The following is a 16,631-nucleotide window of genomic DNA, read 5'->3' on the forward strand; positions in this document are numbered from 1 at the left end:
TATTATTTTCATGAATTAACCTCTTGATTTTGCTAATTTTGCAATAACAATTTTTGATAACTAAAATTATATAAAATGAAATTCACAAAAATCGTAGCGTCATTAGCAATTGCAGGTTTAATATTTGTAAGCTGCAAAAAAGAAGAAGATAAAAATCTAGCCAATATAAAACCGATTGAAGCAGCTGCAAAAGAACACAAAGCAATCGCTGCGGAAAATGTACAAACTGCAAGTTTCGAAATCGAAGGAATGACTTGTGCAATGGGATGTGCAAAAACAATCGAAAAAGAATTATCGAATCTTGACGGAGTAGAAAAAGCAACTGTTGATTTTGATAAAAAAACTGCAACTGTAGTCTTTGACAAAACGGTTTTAAATCAAGATAATCTAACCAAAACAGTTCAGGCAACTGGTGACGGAAAAACTTATAAAGTTTCGAATATTAAATCGTAATCAAATGATTATTCATCCCTAAAAGGATTGAAAATAAAATTCTAAACAGTAGTAATTTCCGGATTACTACTGTTTTTTTGTGAATGATTTTCAAAATTATATTTTAGATCATAATTCCCTTCGAATATTACAACCATCAATATACAGTCATAAAATAATGGATCTTAAATTTAGTCATATAGATATTTTAGTTAACGACCTGCAAGTTGCCTGCGACTATTATACAAAAATCTTTAAAGCCGAGATTTCAAAAACTTTCACTTGGGAACGAGACGAATTGCATGTTACATATGCTGTTGTAAAAATGGGTCAGGAACGTTTTATGCTTGTTCAGCCTTTCTCCGGAAACCTAAAAGATTTATTAGATACAAAAGGCGAAGGAACAATTTATCGCCATTGTTATTCAACTCAGGATATCGAAGCTACTTTTGACGAATTAATCACTTCTGGCGTTCAACCGGAAGATGAGAACGGAAATGCCATATCAAAAGAAGATCTTAACTCGCCAAGTGGCGTTAGAATTATCTGGCTTCCAAAACGTTTTGGAGAATTTTCGATTGAAATACTTGAAGATGCAGGACTTCAGGAATTTATAAACGAGGCTTTTTCAGCTTCCTAAACTCTAAATATGGTATAATACAAAAACCTGTGGAACGATAAAAATTAAGGATGAATTTAACCGCAAAGGGCACAAAAAAAAATTTATACATATCGGGTTTTATAAAAACACAAAGTTCGCAAAGCTTTGTGTTGATCTAGCTTTGCGAACTTTGTGTTTTCTATTGCGAAAAGTAAAATTAAATCTTTGCTAACTTTGCGTTTAAAATGATTATTCAATACAAAATATTTTATGTTTCCCCACAGGTATTTGTAGTGATCCATAAATATTAGAATTTAATCCCATTTATTGAACATAAAAAAAGGCGCTCAAATTGAACGCCTTTTTTCATGTTTTGATTTTTTATTTCCACTTCAAAGTTTCCATAAGCCTTTGCATATCATTTTTGATATAACTTGCCGCTGGCATAACAGAATCAAAATTAGGTTTGGCATAAAAATAAACCGATCCTGTTATAAAATGTTTTGTGCTGTCTGTAACATAAAATTGCGAGTTTGTAGCCGCGTTTCCATCTACTTGATAAAACATTCCGTAAACCTTTTTTTGTGGGTTTAAATACGGCTGTTCTAATATATCATCGGCTTTAATAACGTGCTCATACGTTAATTTCTGAGCGTCTTTTAGCAATTTATTAATATCGCCATTTACTGGCTTATATGTCAAATAAATAGTCGCTTTCATTTTTGGATAAGTAATTGCAAATCCACAATCTTTTTCTCCTTTAATAACCGCACTTTCGTTCATTTCGAAACTAAACGGGCAATTGTTCGCAAAATTCACATACTTTGCTTCGGGATAATCTAAGCGCAAGAAACTTGACGGTTTTGGCACCACATCATCTTTACAACTCAAAACGGTTAATGTTAGTAAAATTGTCGCTACCGAAAATAATCTTTTAAGCATTTTAATCTATTGTTACTTTTATTTGTTTTATACGCTTTTTATCAACTGTCTCTATTGTAAAAACACAGTTTTCGAAAGCTACTTTTTGATCTTTTTTAGGGAAATTACCCAAAATTTCCAGAATAAAACCTGCTAAAGTTTCTGCTTCTCCTTTATGAGATTCAAAAATATCTTCATTAACATCAACTATTCTATAGAAATCTTTCATGTTGATTTTCCCTTCAAAAAGAAAATTCTTTTCATCGATCTTGGAAAAATTCAAATTTTCATCATCAAATTCATCGCTTATATCTCCAACAATTTCCTCGATTACATCTTCTAAAGAAACCAAACCTGATGTTCCTCCATATTCATCAACCACAATTGCCAAGTGACTTTTAAGACTTTGAAAATCCTTTAATAAGTTATCTAATTTTTTATTCTCAGGAACAAAAAATGCTTCTCTCATTAAAGCTGTCCAGTCAAATTCTTCTTTATCAATATGAGGCAATAAATCTTTTACGAACAAAACGCCTTCTATCTGATCAATATTATCGCGATAAACAGGAATTCTCGAAAACCCTTTTTCGATTATCTTAGGATAAATTGATTTAAATGTTTCTGATATTTCTAATGCAAAAATATCAATTCTTGGACTCATTACTTGTTTTGTGTCGGTATTTCCAAAAGAAACAATTCCTTCTAATATTTTTTGTTCTTCGCTCGATGTTCCTTCAGAATCTGTAAGTTCTAAGGCTTGCGAAAGCTGATTTATCGAAAAACTATTCTTTTGTTTCCCCAATTTATTCTGCAAATACAATGTAATGCTTCGCATTGGCAAACTTATTGGCGATAATACTTTATCTAAAACAGCGATTGGATAAGCAACGCGTTTTGCAAACTTTATATTGTTTCGGCTTGCGTAAACTTTAGGCAAAACTTCTGCAAATAATAAAATCAGAAAAGTAACGAGAATTACTTCTAAAATAAATTTCAAAACCGGCGAATCAATTTGGTCAAAGATATTTTGTCCGATAAAGGAGAACAAAATAACAACTCCAATATTGAGAAAATTATTAGCAACCAATAATGTTGCAAGTAATTTTTTGGGTTTATCTAAAAGATTTGAGATAATTTTTCCTTTCGGAAGATTCTCATTTAAGGCATCATCAATGTCTTTTTGAGAAAGTGAAAAAAGTGCTACTTCGGCACCTGAAACGATTGCTGACAAAAACAGCAAAATAAATATTCCGACAAAACCAATTATTAAATTGATGTCTAGAGTTGTAGATAAGAGTAAACTGGGCTCTGGGTCCAAATTAAAAAAGATTAGTTAAACAATCAAAAAGGCAAGTCATTAATAGGCAAGCCTTCGTTAGCCGCGTCAAAGTTAGTACTTTTTGGCGATTCTGAATCGTGATTTGGTTTATGATTTCCAGTTTCTTTTTTGGTAGTCAAGAAAGTAAACTCGGTAACCTGAATTTCTGTGGTATATTTGGTTGTACCATCTTCAGCTTGCCATTGACGCGATTTTATACGTCCTTCAATATATATTTTATCTCCTTTAGACAAATATTTTTCACAAATTTCAGCAGCTTTATTGCGCACAACTAAATTATGCCATTCTGTTGAAGTTATTTTTTCGTTAGTCGTTTTATTAATATAAACTTCATTTGTGGCCAACTGAAAACGCCCAATGCAATTTCCGCCATCAAAATAATGCATTTTTACATCGTCTCCTAAATGGCCTATTAGCATTACTTTATTTAATGTTCCGTTCATGGTTTTGTAGTAGTATTTCCCTCAAAGATACATTTTTTTAGCAATTTATTTCCTGCTTTTCAATAAAATTATAAATCACAATTGGAAAAGGAAAATTTTTCAAATCAGTGGTATTCAATCCATTAACAATTATTTCGTTAATTTTAACTTTCCAGAACTGAATATGAAGATGTTGATGCGAAAGTTTATGAATTACAGTCGTTTCATTACACTCTTCTATACTTAATATAGTATAGGAAGGAAAAATATCATTTTTGACTGCTTTTGAAACAAAATCAAAACCTACAATTTCAGCAGTTTCCAAAAGAGGAAACTCATATAAATTATGCCAGATTCCTTTTGATGTTCTTTTCTGAATTAATGTATTCCCTAAAACATCTTCCAGAATCAAATAATTAAAGAAACGATTTGTCACTTTAATCTTTTTTGATTTCACAGGCAAAACCGAAACTTTCTTTTTTTGTAAAGCCGCACAACTATGATTAAAAACACAAACAGAACAATCCGGACTTTTGGGCACACATTGCAAAGCGCCAAACTCCATTATTGCCTGATTAAAAATTGCAGGATTGTCTTTTGGCATTAATTCAGAAGCGAGTTCTGTAAATTCTTTTTTTGTTGCAGGCGCTGCAATATCAGATTCTATATCAAAATAACGAGAAAGCACTCGAAATACATTTCCATCGACAACAGGAACCGCTTCATTATAAGAAAAAGAAGCAATTGCTGCGGCTGTATATTCACCAACACCTTTTAGTTTTAATAATTCTTTATAGGTATCAGGAAAAACTCCATTAAGCTCATTTGAGACAAATTGAGACGTTTTATGCAAATTTCTGGCTCGAGAATAGTACCCTAATCCCTGCCAAAGTTTCAAAACTTGCTCTTCTGAGGAATTTGCCAAATCAAAAACGGTAGGAAATTCCTCCGTAAAAGCAAAAAAATATGGCATTCCTTGCGCAACTCTAGTCTGTTGCAACATAATTTCTGAGAGCCAAATATGGTACGGATTGGTCGTTTTTCGCCATGGCAAATCACGTTTGTTTTGTAAATACCATTTTATCAATATGTTAGAAAAATTCATTGCAAAATACTTAGAATACAAAAGTAAATGTTTATGTAATTAAAATTTAACGAATTAGCTTGATTAATTATTTTTTTAATTCCTATATTTGCAAACTCAAAAAAATAGTACACCATTTATAAAATAAAATAGGAAAGAAAATGACGAAAGCAGATATCGTAGCGAAAATTTCAGAGAAACTAGGTCTTGAAAAAGGAGATGTTCAAGCAACAGTAGAAACTTTTATGGAAGAAGTTAAAACTTCATTAGAAACTGGAGACAATGTTTACCTAAGAGGATTTGGTAGTTTTATTGTAAAAACCAGAGCTGAAAAAACAGGTAGAAACATTTCTAAAAACACCACTATCAAAATTCCAGCACACAACATTCCTGCTTTTAAACCTGCAAAAGTTTTTGTAGAGGGAGTAAAAACGAATAACGAAGCAAAATAATACTATTAATTAATCATAAAATCGACACGATATGCCAAGTGGTAAAAAAAGAAAGAGACATAAGGTAGCTACTCACAAACGTAAAAAAAGAGCGAGAGCTAACCGTCACAAAAAGAAAAAGTAGTTTTAAACTACTTTTTTCTTTTTAAACGTTCATTGAAATTGGAATCTAGTCTCAGTAAACAGTCACAGTCTGCAGCTTAAAACTGCTAACTGATACTGAAAACTGGTTACAAAAATTCCCCCGGGTTCAATACCTGTTAAAAATATTGTTTAATCCATCTGTAGATAAGATTTTAGATTTTAGACTTAAGATTTTAGATTTTTTTTGAATCTATACTCTTCTCTCTTTTTCTATTTTCTGAAAAAACAGATAAAAATTTACAGTGTGAATAAAGAATTAATCATTAGATCTAGTTCTGAAGCAGTAGATTTTGCCTTATTAAAAGATGGAAAACTAATTGAATTACACAAAGAAGAAGAAAAAAGCAACTTTCAGGTTGGTGATATTTTTATTGCCAAAATTAGAAAACCAGTTGCCGGACTTAACGCTGCTTTTGTGAATGTAGGCTTCGAAAAAGATGCCTTTTTACATTATCACGATTTAGGTCCAAATTTAGCTTCCCAACTGAAATTCATAAAACTTGTAAGCGCAGGTAAATTAAAAGATTTCTCCCTAAAAACCTTTCAGTTTGAAAAAGAGATTGACAAAGATGGCATCATTACTGATATTTTAAGTGCCAATCAATCTGTCTTAGTTCAAGTAGTTAAAGAACCTATATCGACCAAAGGTCCAAGAATAAGCGCTGAGCTTTCATTGGCAGGAAGATTTATTGTTCTCGTTCCGTTTTCTGACCGTGTTTCTATTTCTCAAAAAATAGAAGACAAAAAAGAAAAGGATCGTCTAAAAAAACTTGTTCTATCGATCAAACCTAAAGGATTTGGTGTTATTGTTCGTACAGTAGCCGAAGGCAAAAACGTAGCCGAATTAGAAAAAGATTTGCAGAACCTGCTTGGCAGATGGACTGCAATGTGTAAAAAATTACCAACTGCTCATCATCCCTCAAAAGTATTAGGAGAACTCAACAGAGCTTCTTCGATATTGAGAGACGTATTCAACGATACCTTTAGTGGTATCCAGATAGATGACGAAGAGTTGTACCATCAAACGAAGGAATATCTGCAAGAAATTGCACCTTCAAAACAATCGATTGTTAAGTTTTATCAATCAAATGACACTCCAATTTTCGAGAAATACAATATAGAGAGACAAATCAAAACTTCATTTGGACGAACAGTCTCCATGAGTAAAGGCGCATATCTTATCATCGAACATACTGAAGCTCTTCACGTTATAGACGTAAACAGCGGAAACCGTTCAAATAAGGCGACTAATCAGGAAGATACCGCCATGGAAGTAAATATGATCGCTGCCGCTGAAATTGCCAGACAACTTCGTTTGCGTGATATGGGCGGAATAATCGTAGTTGATTTTATCGATATGTCTAATCCTGAAAACAGGAAAGTCTTGTTCGACTTCTTGCGAGAAGAAATGAGCGACGATAAAGCAAAGCATAAAATCTTACCGCCTAGTAAATTTGGTTTAGTTCAAATTACCAGACAACGCGTAAGACCAGAAGTTAATATTAAAACTAGAGAAGAAGATCCAAACAATGAACATGGCGAAATTGAAGCGCCAATTTTAATCATTGATAAAATCGCATCTGATTTAGACAGAATTTTAAAAACCCACAAAGGCGTTGTACTTAACGTACATCCATTTGTGGCTGCATACCTCAGTAAAGGTTTTCCATCATTACGTTCAAAATGGTTTTTTGAACATAAGAAATGGGTGAAAATCATACCTCGTGACGCTTACACGTACTTAGAATACCATTTCTATGATAAAAAAGGAAATGTTATTTCAGAATAAAAATCAAAACCGCCTCTCGAAAGATTGGCGGTTTTTTTATGCCTTTTTATTTTTTTTCGCCACGAATTGCACGAATGAACACGAATTAATTTGTGCTAATTTGTGTAATTCGTGGCAAAATATTTTTTATTTGAAGCAATTTCCAGCTATCCACTTGTATCTTTTCCTGGCTAAAGAAGCCAGAAAAAGGATACCGCTCCTATCTGGGCTAGGCATTCGTTTTCATAAGAAGTTTTTTATCATTTCGACTGAAGAGAGAAATCACAATCGATGATCGCCAAAGATTGTCAACATTCTTTACAGAATTTCTTGTGTGATTTCTCTCTTCGGTCGAAATGACAAAATATCGGGACATCTTTGTCAAAGTTTTAAGCTTTGACAAAGATTACCTCAATAAGAACCCGTTTTGGAATTTAGAATTTTAAAAAAATTGGAATTTCATTTTCACTCCCTTACAATCTCAATTCTTCTCCTTATTTCATTCCCAGAAGCATCTACAACCGTTATATAATGTATTCCTGAAGTTGATGTAATTGGCAATTCATGAAACGTTTTTGTAGTTGCTTTATAAACATCATCAACATACCAAAATAATTCTTTATCTCTTTCAGAATAAGCCACTTTTAGAATTACAGGCTGAACTTCGCTGTTAAAATTCTTCGTTAAATAGATTTTACTATTCGTTTTCGGATAAATAAAATCCATATTTACTGACTGCGTTCCTTGACAATCTTCTTTAAAAGGTGGCAAAGGTAAATATTCAATATGCTGACTTTTATAATACCAAGCCATTACCGGAGGCAAAATAAACCAATTTTTAGTCACAATATTATCAATACTTTCGCAACTGCTATTGACCTGAAACTTTTCTGTTTTATCTAAATGTACCGTTTTATGATAGGGACAAACCACAGTTGATTTCCCTTTTTTAGGAACCCATTGTTTGATTTTTGGACAGCCATCTTTAGCCAAATAACCGCTTAAACGGCAAACCTCAACTTCATCCAGATCTTTATATGGGGTTTGAAACCATTTTTGTCTCGGTAATAAATTAAAAACATCAAATAAAATTGGCGCAGCGCTTGTTACTCCAGTTAAAGTTGGCCTTCCTTCTCCAGTCGCATTTCCAACCCAAATTCCGACCACATATTTAGAATTTGTACCAATTGCCCATGCATCTCTATTCCCGAAACTGGTTCCGGTTTTCCAGGCAATTTTTAATGAGCTATCATAAAACTTCCAAGCCTCATCTCCTTCTGGTCGGTTTACTTCTTCCATTGCATTATAAGTTAACCAAATCGATCCTGCGCCTAATGTGTTCTTCTGATCTGTTTCTGAACCAAAATCAGGCTCAAAATCATTTCTAAAATTTAGTTCTGTGAATTCTTTTGTTCTGTATTTTTCCTGATTTTTAGTATAATAATTAACCGTTGAAGATAAATTAGCATACGTTCGGCATAAATCCCATAAATTACTTTCGGCTCCACCCAAAATAAGCGATAATCCGTAATGATCGGGTGTTTTATTAATGTCTCTTAATTTGAATTTTTGTAATTCTTCATAGAATTTATTTACTCCAAAATCCTGCAACATCAAAACTGCCGGAATATTCAAAGATCTCGATAATGCACGATGAGCCGGAACCGCACCATCAAATGTTAGATTAAAATTTTGCGGTGTATAACCTGCAATTTGCGTTGGAATATCTGCTACTAAAGTATTCGGCAATAATTCGCCATCATCAAGCATTGCGGCATACAAAAGAGGTTTTAAAATACTTCCGGTACTTCTTGGCGCGTCAATAATATCAACATCTTTCTGATGGTCTTTATCGGTTGGAGAATTTCCAACATAGCTCATCACATTTCGATTTGAAACATCAATCACCAGAATCGCCAAATTATTAACTTCATTCTGTTTATATTGATTGTAATAATATCTCGCAATTTGATTTACCCTGTTTTGCAAAGCATAATCTACAGTTGTTTTTACTCGCGTTCCTTCGTCTTCTTTAGCTACACGTTGCAATAAATGAGGCGCAATTTGAGGTAAATCATAAGGTTTTTGAGGCAATGGTTCTTCGACTGAAAGTTCGTAAGTCTGTTTGTCTATTATCCCTTCCTTATGAAGTTTCAACAAAAGTCTATTACGTTTATTCAATAACTTAATTTGATTTTTTCCGGGATAAATCAAACTAGGCGCATTTGGTAAAACTGCTAAAGTCGCATTTTCTGCCCACGACAATTGATTTGATTGTACGCCGAAATATCGCCACGAAGCCATTTCCAAACCAACTACATTTCCACCAAATGGGGCGTGAGCTGCATACAATTCTAAAATTTCGTCTTTAGAATATCCTAACTCTAATCGCGTTGCCAGAATAATTTCTATAATTTTTTCAAAGTAAGTTCTTCCTTTTCCTTTTCGGGATAACCGAATAACTTGTTGCGTTAATGTACTTCCACCACGGACAACTTTACCCGCTTTTCTATTTTGTTTAATTGCATTTACCATCGCAACGGGATTAAAACCGAGATGTTTATAAAAATATTCATCTTCAAAGTAAACGATACATTTCTTGAATTTATCCGGAACACTATCTTGCGCAGGAAAACGCCATTGTCCGTCGCGCGCAATTTTTGCACCAAGCAATTCTCCTTCTTTACTCTCAATAACCGTAGAATAAGGCTCTTGAAACAAAGTTCGGGGCAATGAGAAATAATAAATCAGCAAAAGCAGAAATACAATTGCTGATTTTATTTTATTCTTTTTTATCCAATTTATAATGCGTTGTATGAACGCTATTAATTTATTTTTCAAAGTAATTTTACTGCTTTTTGCGTATCCTAACAGGTTTCCAAAACCTGTTAGGCATCATTTAGATCCCTAAAAAACCTTTTCCTTTTATTTAATACAACCTACTAATAATACCTAACAGGTTTTGGAAACCTGTTAGGATAATTTACTAAATTTTTATTCGTCAGATAAATTTATATCATTAATTACTCCCTCATAAAGAAGTCTTCTTTCATCATGACAAAACTTAAAATTCTCCAATCCTCCAAATAAATTAACAATAAAATCTCGATCAATACTTGTTAACTTATCAGATAAAAACGAACGATATGATGAATGCAAATATGTCTCAAACCTTTCTGAAAATTTATGTTTAACAGGATTCAAATGAACATAAATAATTAACTGTTTCAAATAATCTTCATTTTCTATTCTGTTTCTCTGTAAATGCTCTTGAAATAAACTTCCTGTTCTATTATAAGCCTTATTAATACTTTTTGAATAAGAATTAAATAGATTAGAAAATGGCAAATGAATCTTCTCTTTTAATTTTTCAGGTAAATCTACTTTATCTTTTATTCTAAGAACAATATGAAAATGATTTTTCAGCAAACAATATGAATAAACATCTGCAATGGGTAAAATATATTTCTTCATTTTTTCAAGAAAGTACCTGTAATTTTTTTCTTCGATAAAAATATTTTCCTTGTTATTTCCTCTGTTATAGATATGATAATATTGTCCCTCTTCAAAAAAATCCTTCTTCACCTTCTTCGATTTTATTATCCTAACAGGTTTTAAAAACCTGTTAGGTATGTTATTTATTCTTATTCTTATTTCCTAGAACTTAAATAGAGATACCTAACAGGTTTTGGAAACCTGTTAGGATACGTACACTAATCTTGTCCATATATTTTATTTCACAACCTCAACCCAAAAACCTTTTGTTCTAGCTAGAAACGTATTATCATACATCGCTTCACATTGCAATCCTGGTAAATAATAATTCCCCAGATATGATGCGTTAAGTAAAATTCTAAATGTTTTTGTTTCTCTGGCTTTCATTCCAAAATAGAAATTAGTTCTATCGTCACGAATATCAATATAATCAGCAGTATTGTTTGTGGCGTCTCCATAATCCGTGAAACGCGTATTTACAATTTCGAAACCAGAAGGCAAAATTTGTGATAACGCTACATTCTGAACACTTTCATTTCTTTGGTTTTTAATTGTAACCTCAGCAATAAATTCAGTTCCTTGACTAATTTTCGAAACATTGATTGTGCTTCCTTTTCTGTTTTTGAAAACAATAGCAGCCGAAACATCGTTTTGAGTCGCATTTTCTTGTCCTATTGGTAATATTCCAGTATTCAGGACACGAACATAAACCGTGTTATTTTTAAGGTTTTTGAGAACAACGCTATTTGCTCCTGTTTGAACAACCAAACTTCTGTCTGCAATTGTTTTTTGTGTGCTTATCGTTTCTCCTTTTCCATTTTTGCTAAACTGAAGATTAATTCCTTTCGGTCCGTTACTAATGGCAAATTTCGACATTGAATATAAACAATAAGCTGTTGTTTGTGTACTCATCCATTGATTGTTCGACATTTCTTTGGCTAGTTTTGTAGCCATCGTGAATGCTTTTTGTTTCTGTCCTAAAAGCAACATCGTTTCGAGAGCCATAGCACGATTTCTTTCACTTGAACCATAATAGTAATAATTGTAACCATCTGATTCGTTATCAATACTAGTATTTAGTAAAAGATTTTGTCCTGCTGATTTTTGTCCCGCCAAAACATAAGCTGCCGCCAAACGAAGCTTACTTTCATTCGAAATACCTTTAGTTTCGCGCAATCTGTTCATTGAAGACAAATCTGCATTTCCGGCTAGAGCCAATGTATACAATCTATAAGATTGAGCTAAATCATTACCGTATTTAGGTTCAAAACGCCATTGTTTCGCTTCTTTTTGCTGATACGAAATCCATTTTGATTTGAAATTAATCGGTAAAACATACCCTTTTTTCTCTGCTTCAATAAGGAAATGTCCGGCATATGAACTTCCCCAATCGTCTGCAATTGTGTTTCCTTGCCAGTAAGACAATCCACCATTTGGCAATTGAAAACTTCCTAATCTGGTAATTCCCGCTGTAATATTCTTTTGAATAATTCCTTTTCTTGTTGCATCTAAATCAACCACATCATTCAAAAACAATTGAGGAAAAACCGATGAAGTTGTTTGCTCTACACAACCATGCGGATATTGAATCAGGAATTGTAATCTTCCGTTCAAATTCATCGTTGGCATTGAAGAAACTTCTAATCTCGCTTTATTACTTCCTTCTACTCCAAAAGTTTTCCATGAAATAGTTTTGGTGCTATTTGGAGATAAAATAATATCTGTAAATGTATTCGTAACCGGATTTGGGTTCGTCATATCAATTTCAACATCATAAACAGATTTCTCTTTTCCGGAAGTGGCAATAACCTGCACTTTCGCAATTCCGGTTGCAGAACCTACTACCAGATTAAAATACGCCATTTTTTCGTCTGGCTGAGCAAAAGACAACGATTGTGTTGCGCTTCCCATTACTTTTAATCCGTTACTTGTTTTGATCTGAATCGATACATTTTTAATATTCTTTTCAGTTGCAAAAATCGTAACCGGAATGGTCACTTTTTCTGAAGGCGAAATTTTCCTTGGCAATGAAGCCAAAACCATCAACGGACTTTTTACCGGAGTTGCTTTCTCTACACTTCCGTAAGCGCTTGTATTTGCATCTCCCGCAACAACCATCGTACGAACAGAACCAATATATTTTGGCAATTTTAATTGATGTGATTTTGTTTGTCCTTTTTCTAATTTAAACGGACCATAATATAATACAACTGGTTTAAAACGATTGGCTTTTTTGGCTTTTCCACCGCCTAAATCCTGATCTCCACCAATACTAAAAATCTGATTTATTTTTCCGCCGTATGCTCCAATTACATCATCGTAAATATCCCAGGTTTTTACACCAAGAGCTTCACGAACATAGAAACTATCCCATGCATTTGGTGTTTTAAAACGTGTTAAATCCAGTAAACCTTCATCAACAACTGCAATAGTATAGGTCATTTCTTTACCTGTTTTCTCCCCTACTTTTACGGTAAAAGTTTGTTCCGGTTTTAAAACGTCCGGCATCGAAAGTGTTGGTGCAAGAATCGTATTTTTATCGACAACTTCTATCGGAACGATTCCATACATACGAATTGGAGAATCATTTTTAGTCGACGCGTGTGGTTGTAAAAGTGTGATATTAAAATACACGTTTGGTGCCATTGCTGCCGTAATTGGAACTTCAACTTTAGTTTCTCCTTTTTGTGTTTTTGCCCAAATGGTCTGCACAACTTTTGATCCGTTTTCTATCGAAATTAAAGCACGCCCTCCTTCGCTTGACGGAAATGATATTTTCGCTTTTTCACCAACAGCATAATTCTTTTTATCGGTAGAAAAAACCAACATATTTGCTGTAGAAGCATCTCTGTTACGCGTTTTTCCGGACCAGATTGGCCAATCTATATTTACCGTAAGAGCAGTTGCATGACCATCTGGATTATCTGAAACCCGAATTAAATAACGTCCCCATTCTTCATCAGTTAACGAAAACTGAACATATCCTTTTCCGCTTGCATCTGTATTAACGATAAATGTTTTGTACGAAGTTGTCGCATTCGACGAATTATAATTCGATAAATTATCACTTGATGCATCCCACCACCAACGCCATTCTACTTTATAGACTTTTACTTCCAGATTTCGAACCGATTTTGGTTTTCCATTTTCATCAACCGTAACAATCTCAAAACGGTTGTTTGTTCTGGTCTCCAACATTCCGTATTTATTAGGTTCCGGCGATTTTATACCTACATAGGTTTTATAAGGCGAATAAGTTGTAGAAATAACATCTGTACTAAAATCTCCTCCTTCTTCATATACTTTTGTAATGAATGACGCACGAAGCATTCCCGGCGCCTGACCTTGTAATTTTGGCTCAATATTTACCGAAGCTTTTCCGTTTTCATTTAATTTTCCGGAAAAAACATTGATCTCTTCGGTACTAAATTGACGTACTAAATCATCAAACGTGAATTTTTCATATCCTTTAAAAGCGGTTGTTTGCTGCGAAAACTTAGCTTGCATTTCTACATTAAGGTTTTTCGCAATTGCACCGTGAAGCCACGTAACTTCAAGATTATCGGTATTTGGATAAGACGAAGATAAAACTGCTCTCTGAAAAGTATTTTTTATCTTTAAACGATTCGGTTTAATGGTTTCGATTTTAATGCTTTTGTAAAACTTAGCACCACCAACGCTTATCATGGCTTCCCAATTTCCTGTTGGTGCATCTGCACTTGTTGGAACAATGAAAGAATAATGATTTAAGTCGTTTGTCTTCTGAATGGTTTGATAAGTTGTTTTTCCGTTAGGATCATTCAATCTAAATTTAATTGGATGAGATTTCGGAAGTTTATTCGAAACATCATTCAAAATAAAAGACAAATACAAATTATCTCCCGGACGCCAAACGCCACGTTCTCCATAAATAAAGCCTTTTAATCCTTTTTGTAAAGTCTCACCGGCAACATCAAAATTACTTACCGATAAAGAAAGTCCGTCATCGAGTTTCACATAAGTAGACTGATCTCCTACGGTAACAATCGCAAAATAGGCGAATTTATCCAGTTGAAAAGAAGCTATTCCTTCACTGTTTGTTGCTCCAGTCGTTATTTTTTGCTGTTGATACGTATATAAATCAACTCTTGCGTTTGAAACCGGTTCTGTTGTAACAATATTATTTACCGCAAATAAATACGATTTATTCTCACCTCTTTTGGCAATCACACCTAAATCTGTGGCCAAAATATTGGTCGCAATTCTGGCATTATAATAATACGAATTGGTACAAGGATTCTGACTTTCTCTCCATTCATAATCATCATAGTAATAATCGTCGTAAGAGTTTCCGCTGTAATTTACGTCATTTTCATCTGCTTCTTCTTCATCTTCAGAAGTTTCTTCATCTTCAGAAGTTTCACATTTGTATAAAGAATATTTCTTTTTATATGCAAATTCTACTCTATAAATTGCACCTGGTTCCGGCGTAATTATTTTAGATAAATCTAAAGCAAAAGTGTTCCATTTAGCCGGATTTATTAGTTTGCTTTCGCTTAGTTTGAGCGTTGTTTTAGCGACGGGTTGTGCTACTTTCTTGAGATTCTGACTTCCGTTTAATTCATTGTATTGAAGAAATTGAAGAATATTATTCTTGTAAATTTTATACACTTTTACATCAACTGCGCTTAAATTAACGGCTTCAAAATTCAGCTTTAAATTATTTGAACTTGGCAGAATTGTTCCGTTTTTAATGAAACGAACGCCCGGTTTTATTTGGTCAAAAGTGATTTTCTGATTGTAATTAGAATCCATTTTTTTACCATATTGACTTTCGATTCCCTGAAAAACTTCAATCAATAAATCTCCTGCCAGAATTTGCTGTGGTTCGGCTTCATCATTCTTAACCACTTCTACAGCATCATCAACTACCACCGCAGCACTATCAACAACAGTTGTAACTGAATCGGTAAGAGAAACAGTAGACTCTTCTACAGCAATCGGAGCTTCTTTTTTAGCCGGAGCTTCGTTACTAAAATATACTTTCAGTAAATTTCCCTGAGTGGAAAATTTTAAATTATTAGCATTCTGAATCGAAACTAATCCTTTGAAATCCTGTCCTTTTTCTAATGGTTCAGAAAAATTAATTAAAACTGATTGATTGGTTCCTTCGGGAACGTCGACTTTTACAATTTTAAATTCGTTTAAACCTGCAACCGCATAATCTAATTCTCCTTTCTGATCAATATCAAAATCGCTTCCGTCATACAGAATCTCCAGATTTGTTCCTTCTGAATAACGCTGAATACTATCAATTATAAAATTAAACTCTTTGCCAACTCCTGATTTCTTTTCGAATTTAATTTTAAGTTTATTCCCTTTTTGATTGGCCGAAACTAATTTCATAGCCGTTTCAAGATCAATATTATCCGCTGTTTTCAAAACACAGTTCAAATATTGATATTCTTTACTATACGACTGAATATCGGCAGTGTTGATTGTAAAATCCTGCTTAATTGTTTTTACGGTAAAGTTAAATTCCGAAAGTTCCTTTTCTTTCTCTTTCGGGATTGTGATTAGTTTATCAAGTTTTAAAGTAACCTGATATTCTGTTCCGGGTTTTAATTTTTTCTCCGGAATAAAAGCAACGGTATTTGTAGAAAGTGCCACAACTTTTCCGTCGACACTTGGCGAAATATCAAACAAATCGCTGTCCAAAACCTGATTGGCTTTCCATTCTTTTTTATCGAAAGCTAAAACCACTCGAATATCAGATTCCGACGAGACTATTCCTCCCGTGAAACTGACTATATACTCTTTAAATAATGAAAAATCGGAATTGAAATCGGCTGCTGATTTGCGACCGCAAGATTGAAAAATAAAAAACACACAAAACACGAGAACTAATCCTTTTGCTTTCACTTTTATTTAGAGTTAATGGTTACAGATTTAAAACAAACAGAGCGTATTTAACATTTCGTTGTTAAAGGCATA

The 16,631-nt window shown here is 33.4% G+C and carries 11 protein-coding genes; 4 read left to right on the top strand and 7 right to left on the bottom strand.

Annotation, left to right across the window (positions count from 1 at the left end; translation table 11 throughout):
- Positions 1-75 precede the first annotated feature (75 nt).
- Together C8C83_RS06065 and C8C83_RS06070 are read left to right on the top strand one after the other, a co-directional pair.
- On the top strand, positions 76-453 hold the full coding sequence (locus tag C8C83_RS06065) for a heavy metal-associated domain-containing protein (RefSeq protein ID WP_121327039.1): 378 nt from the start codon (positions 76-78) through the stop codon (positions 451-453).
- A gap of 157 nt (positions 454-610) precedes the next feature.
- Entirely contained in the window at positions 611-1,072 is a 462-nt protein-coding gene (locus C8C83_RS06070; protein WP_121327041.1) for a VOC family protein, read from the top strand.
- Between the two features lie 342 nt (positions 1,073-1,414).
- Here C8C83_RS06070 and gldD read toward each other — a convergent pair whose 3' ends face one another.
- The 4 genes from gldD to mutY are packed head-to-tail and all read right to left on the bottom strand — an operon-like array spanning position 1,415 to position 4,820.
- On the bottom strand, positions 1,415-1,975 hold the full coding sequence (gldD, locus tag C8C83_RS06075) for a gliding motility lipoprotein GldD (RefSeq protein WP_121327043.1): 561 nt from the start codon (positions 1,973-1,975) through the stop codon (positions 1,415-1,417).
- A 1-nt stretch (position 1,976) separates the two neighbouring features.
- Complete coding sequence (locus tag C8C83_RS06080; RefSeq protein WP_121327045.1) at positions 1,977-3,272, bottom strand: gliding motility-associated protein GldE; 1,296 nt, start codon at positions 3,270-3,272, stop codon at positions 1,977-1,979.
- A 23-nt stretch (positions 3,273-3,295) separates the two neighbouring features.
- Entirely contained in the window at positions 3,296-3,736 is a 441-nt protein-coding gene (ssb, locus tag C8C83_RS06085) for a single-stranded DNA-binding protein (protein ID WP_121327047.1), read from the bottom strand.
- A 37-nt stretch (positions 3,737-3,773) separates the two neighbouring features.
- Complete coding sequence (gene mutY, locus C8C83_RS06090) at positions 3,774-4,820, bottom strand: A/G-specific adenine glycosylase (protein ID WP_121327049.1); 1,047 nt, start codon at positions 4,818-4,820, stop codon at positions 3,774-3,776.
- A 140-nt stretch (positions 4,821-4,960) separates the two neighbouring features.
- Here mutY and C8C83_RS06095 point away from each other — a divergent pair, with 140 nt between their 5' ends.
- Positions 4,961-5,251, top strand: a complete 291-nt coding sequence (locus C8C83_RS06095) for an HU family DNA-binding protein (protein ID WP_007805026.1) — start codon at positions 4,961-4,963, stop codon at positions 5,249-5,251.
- A gap of 388 nt (positions 5,252-5,639) precedes the next feature.
- Positions 5,640-7,184, top strand: coding sequence for a ribonuclease E/G (locus C8C83_RS06100; RefSeq protein ID WP_121327051.1), 1,545 nt, complete (start codon positions 5,640-5,642; stop codon positions 7,182-7,184).
- A 444-nt stretch (positions 7,185-7,628) separates the two neighbouring features.
- Here C8C83_RS06100 and pbpC read toward each other — a convergent pair whose 3' ends face one another.
- From pbpC to C8C83_RS06115, 3 genes are all read right to left on the bottom strand, one after another.
- Complete coding sequence (gene pbpC / locus C8C83_RS06105) at positions 7,629-10,004, bottom strand: penicillin-binding protein 1C (RefSeq protein ID WP_121327054.1); 2,376 nt, start codon at positions 10,002-10,004, stop codon at positions 7,629-7,631.
- Between the two features lie 153 nt (positions 10,005-10,157).
- Entirely contained in the window at positions 10,158-10,748 is a 591-nt protein-coding gene (locus C8C83_RS06110; protein WP_121327056.1) for a transposase, read from the bottom strand.
- Positions 10,749-10,895: 147 nt separating this feature from the next.
- The gene (locus tag C8C83_RS06115; RefSeq protein WP_132011690.1) at positions 10,896-16,559 is read right to left on the bottom strand and encodes an MG2 domain-containing protein; all 5,664 of its coding nucleotides are present in this window, start codon (positions 16,557-16,559) and stop codon (positions 10,896-10,898) included.
- Positions 16,560-16,631: the final 72 nt, after the last annotated feature.

It is taken from the genome of Flavobacterium sp. 90, assembly GCF_004339525.1.
GTDB lineage: Bacteria > Bacteroidota > Bacteroidia > Flavobacteriales > Flavobacteriaceae > Flavobacterium.

Coding starts and splice junctions, on each gene's coding strand:
- C8C83_RS06065 (WP_121327039.1), top strand. CDS start 76: ATGAAATTCACAAAAATCGTAGCGTCATTAGCAATTGCAGGTTTAATA.
- C8C83_RS06070 (WP_121327041.1), top strand. CDS start 611: ATGGATCTTAAATTTAGTCATATAGATATTTTAGTTAACGACCTGCAA.
- gldD (WP_121327043.1), bottom strand. CDS start 1,975: ATGCTTAAAAGATTATTTTCGGTAGCGACAATTTTACTAACATTAACC.
- ssb (WP_121327047.1), bottom strand. CDS start 3,736: ATGAACGGAACATTAAATAAAGTAATGCTAATAGGCCATTTAGGAGAC.
- mutY (WP_121327049.1), bottom strand. CDS start 4,820: ATGAATTTTTCTAACATATTGATAAAATGGTATTTACAAAACAAACGT.
- C8C83_RS06095 (WP_007805026.1), top strand. CDS start 4,961: ATGACGAAAGCAGATATCGTAGCGAAAATTTCAGAGAAACTAGGTCTT.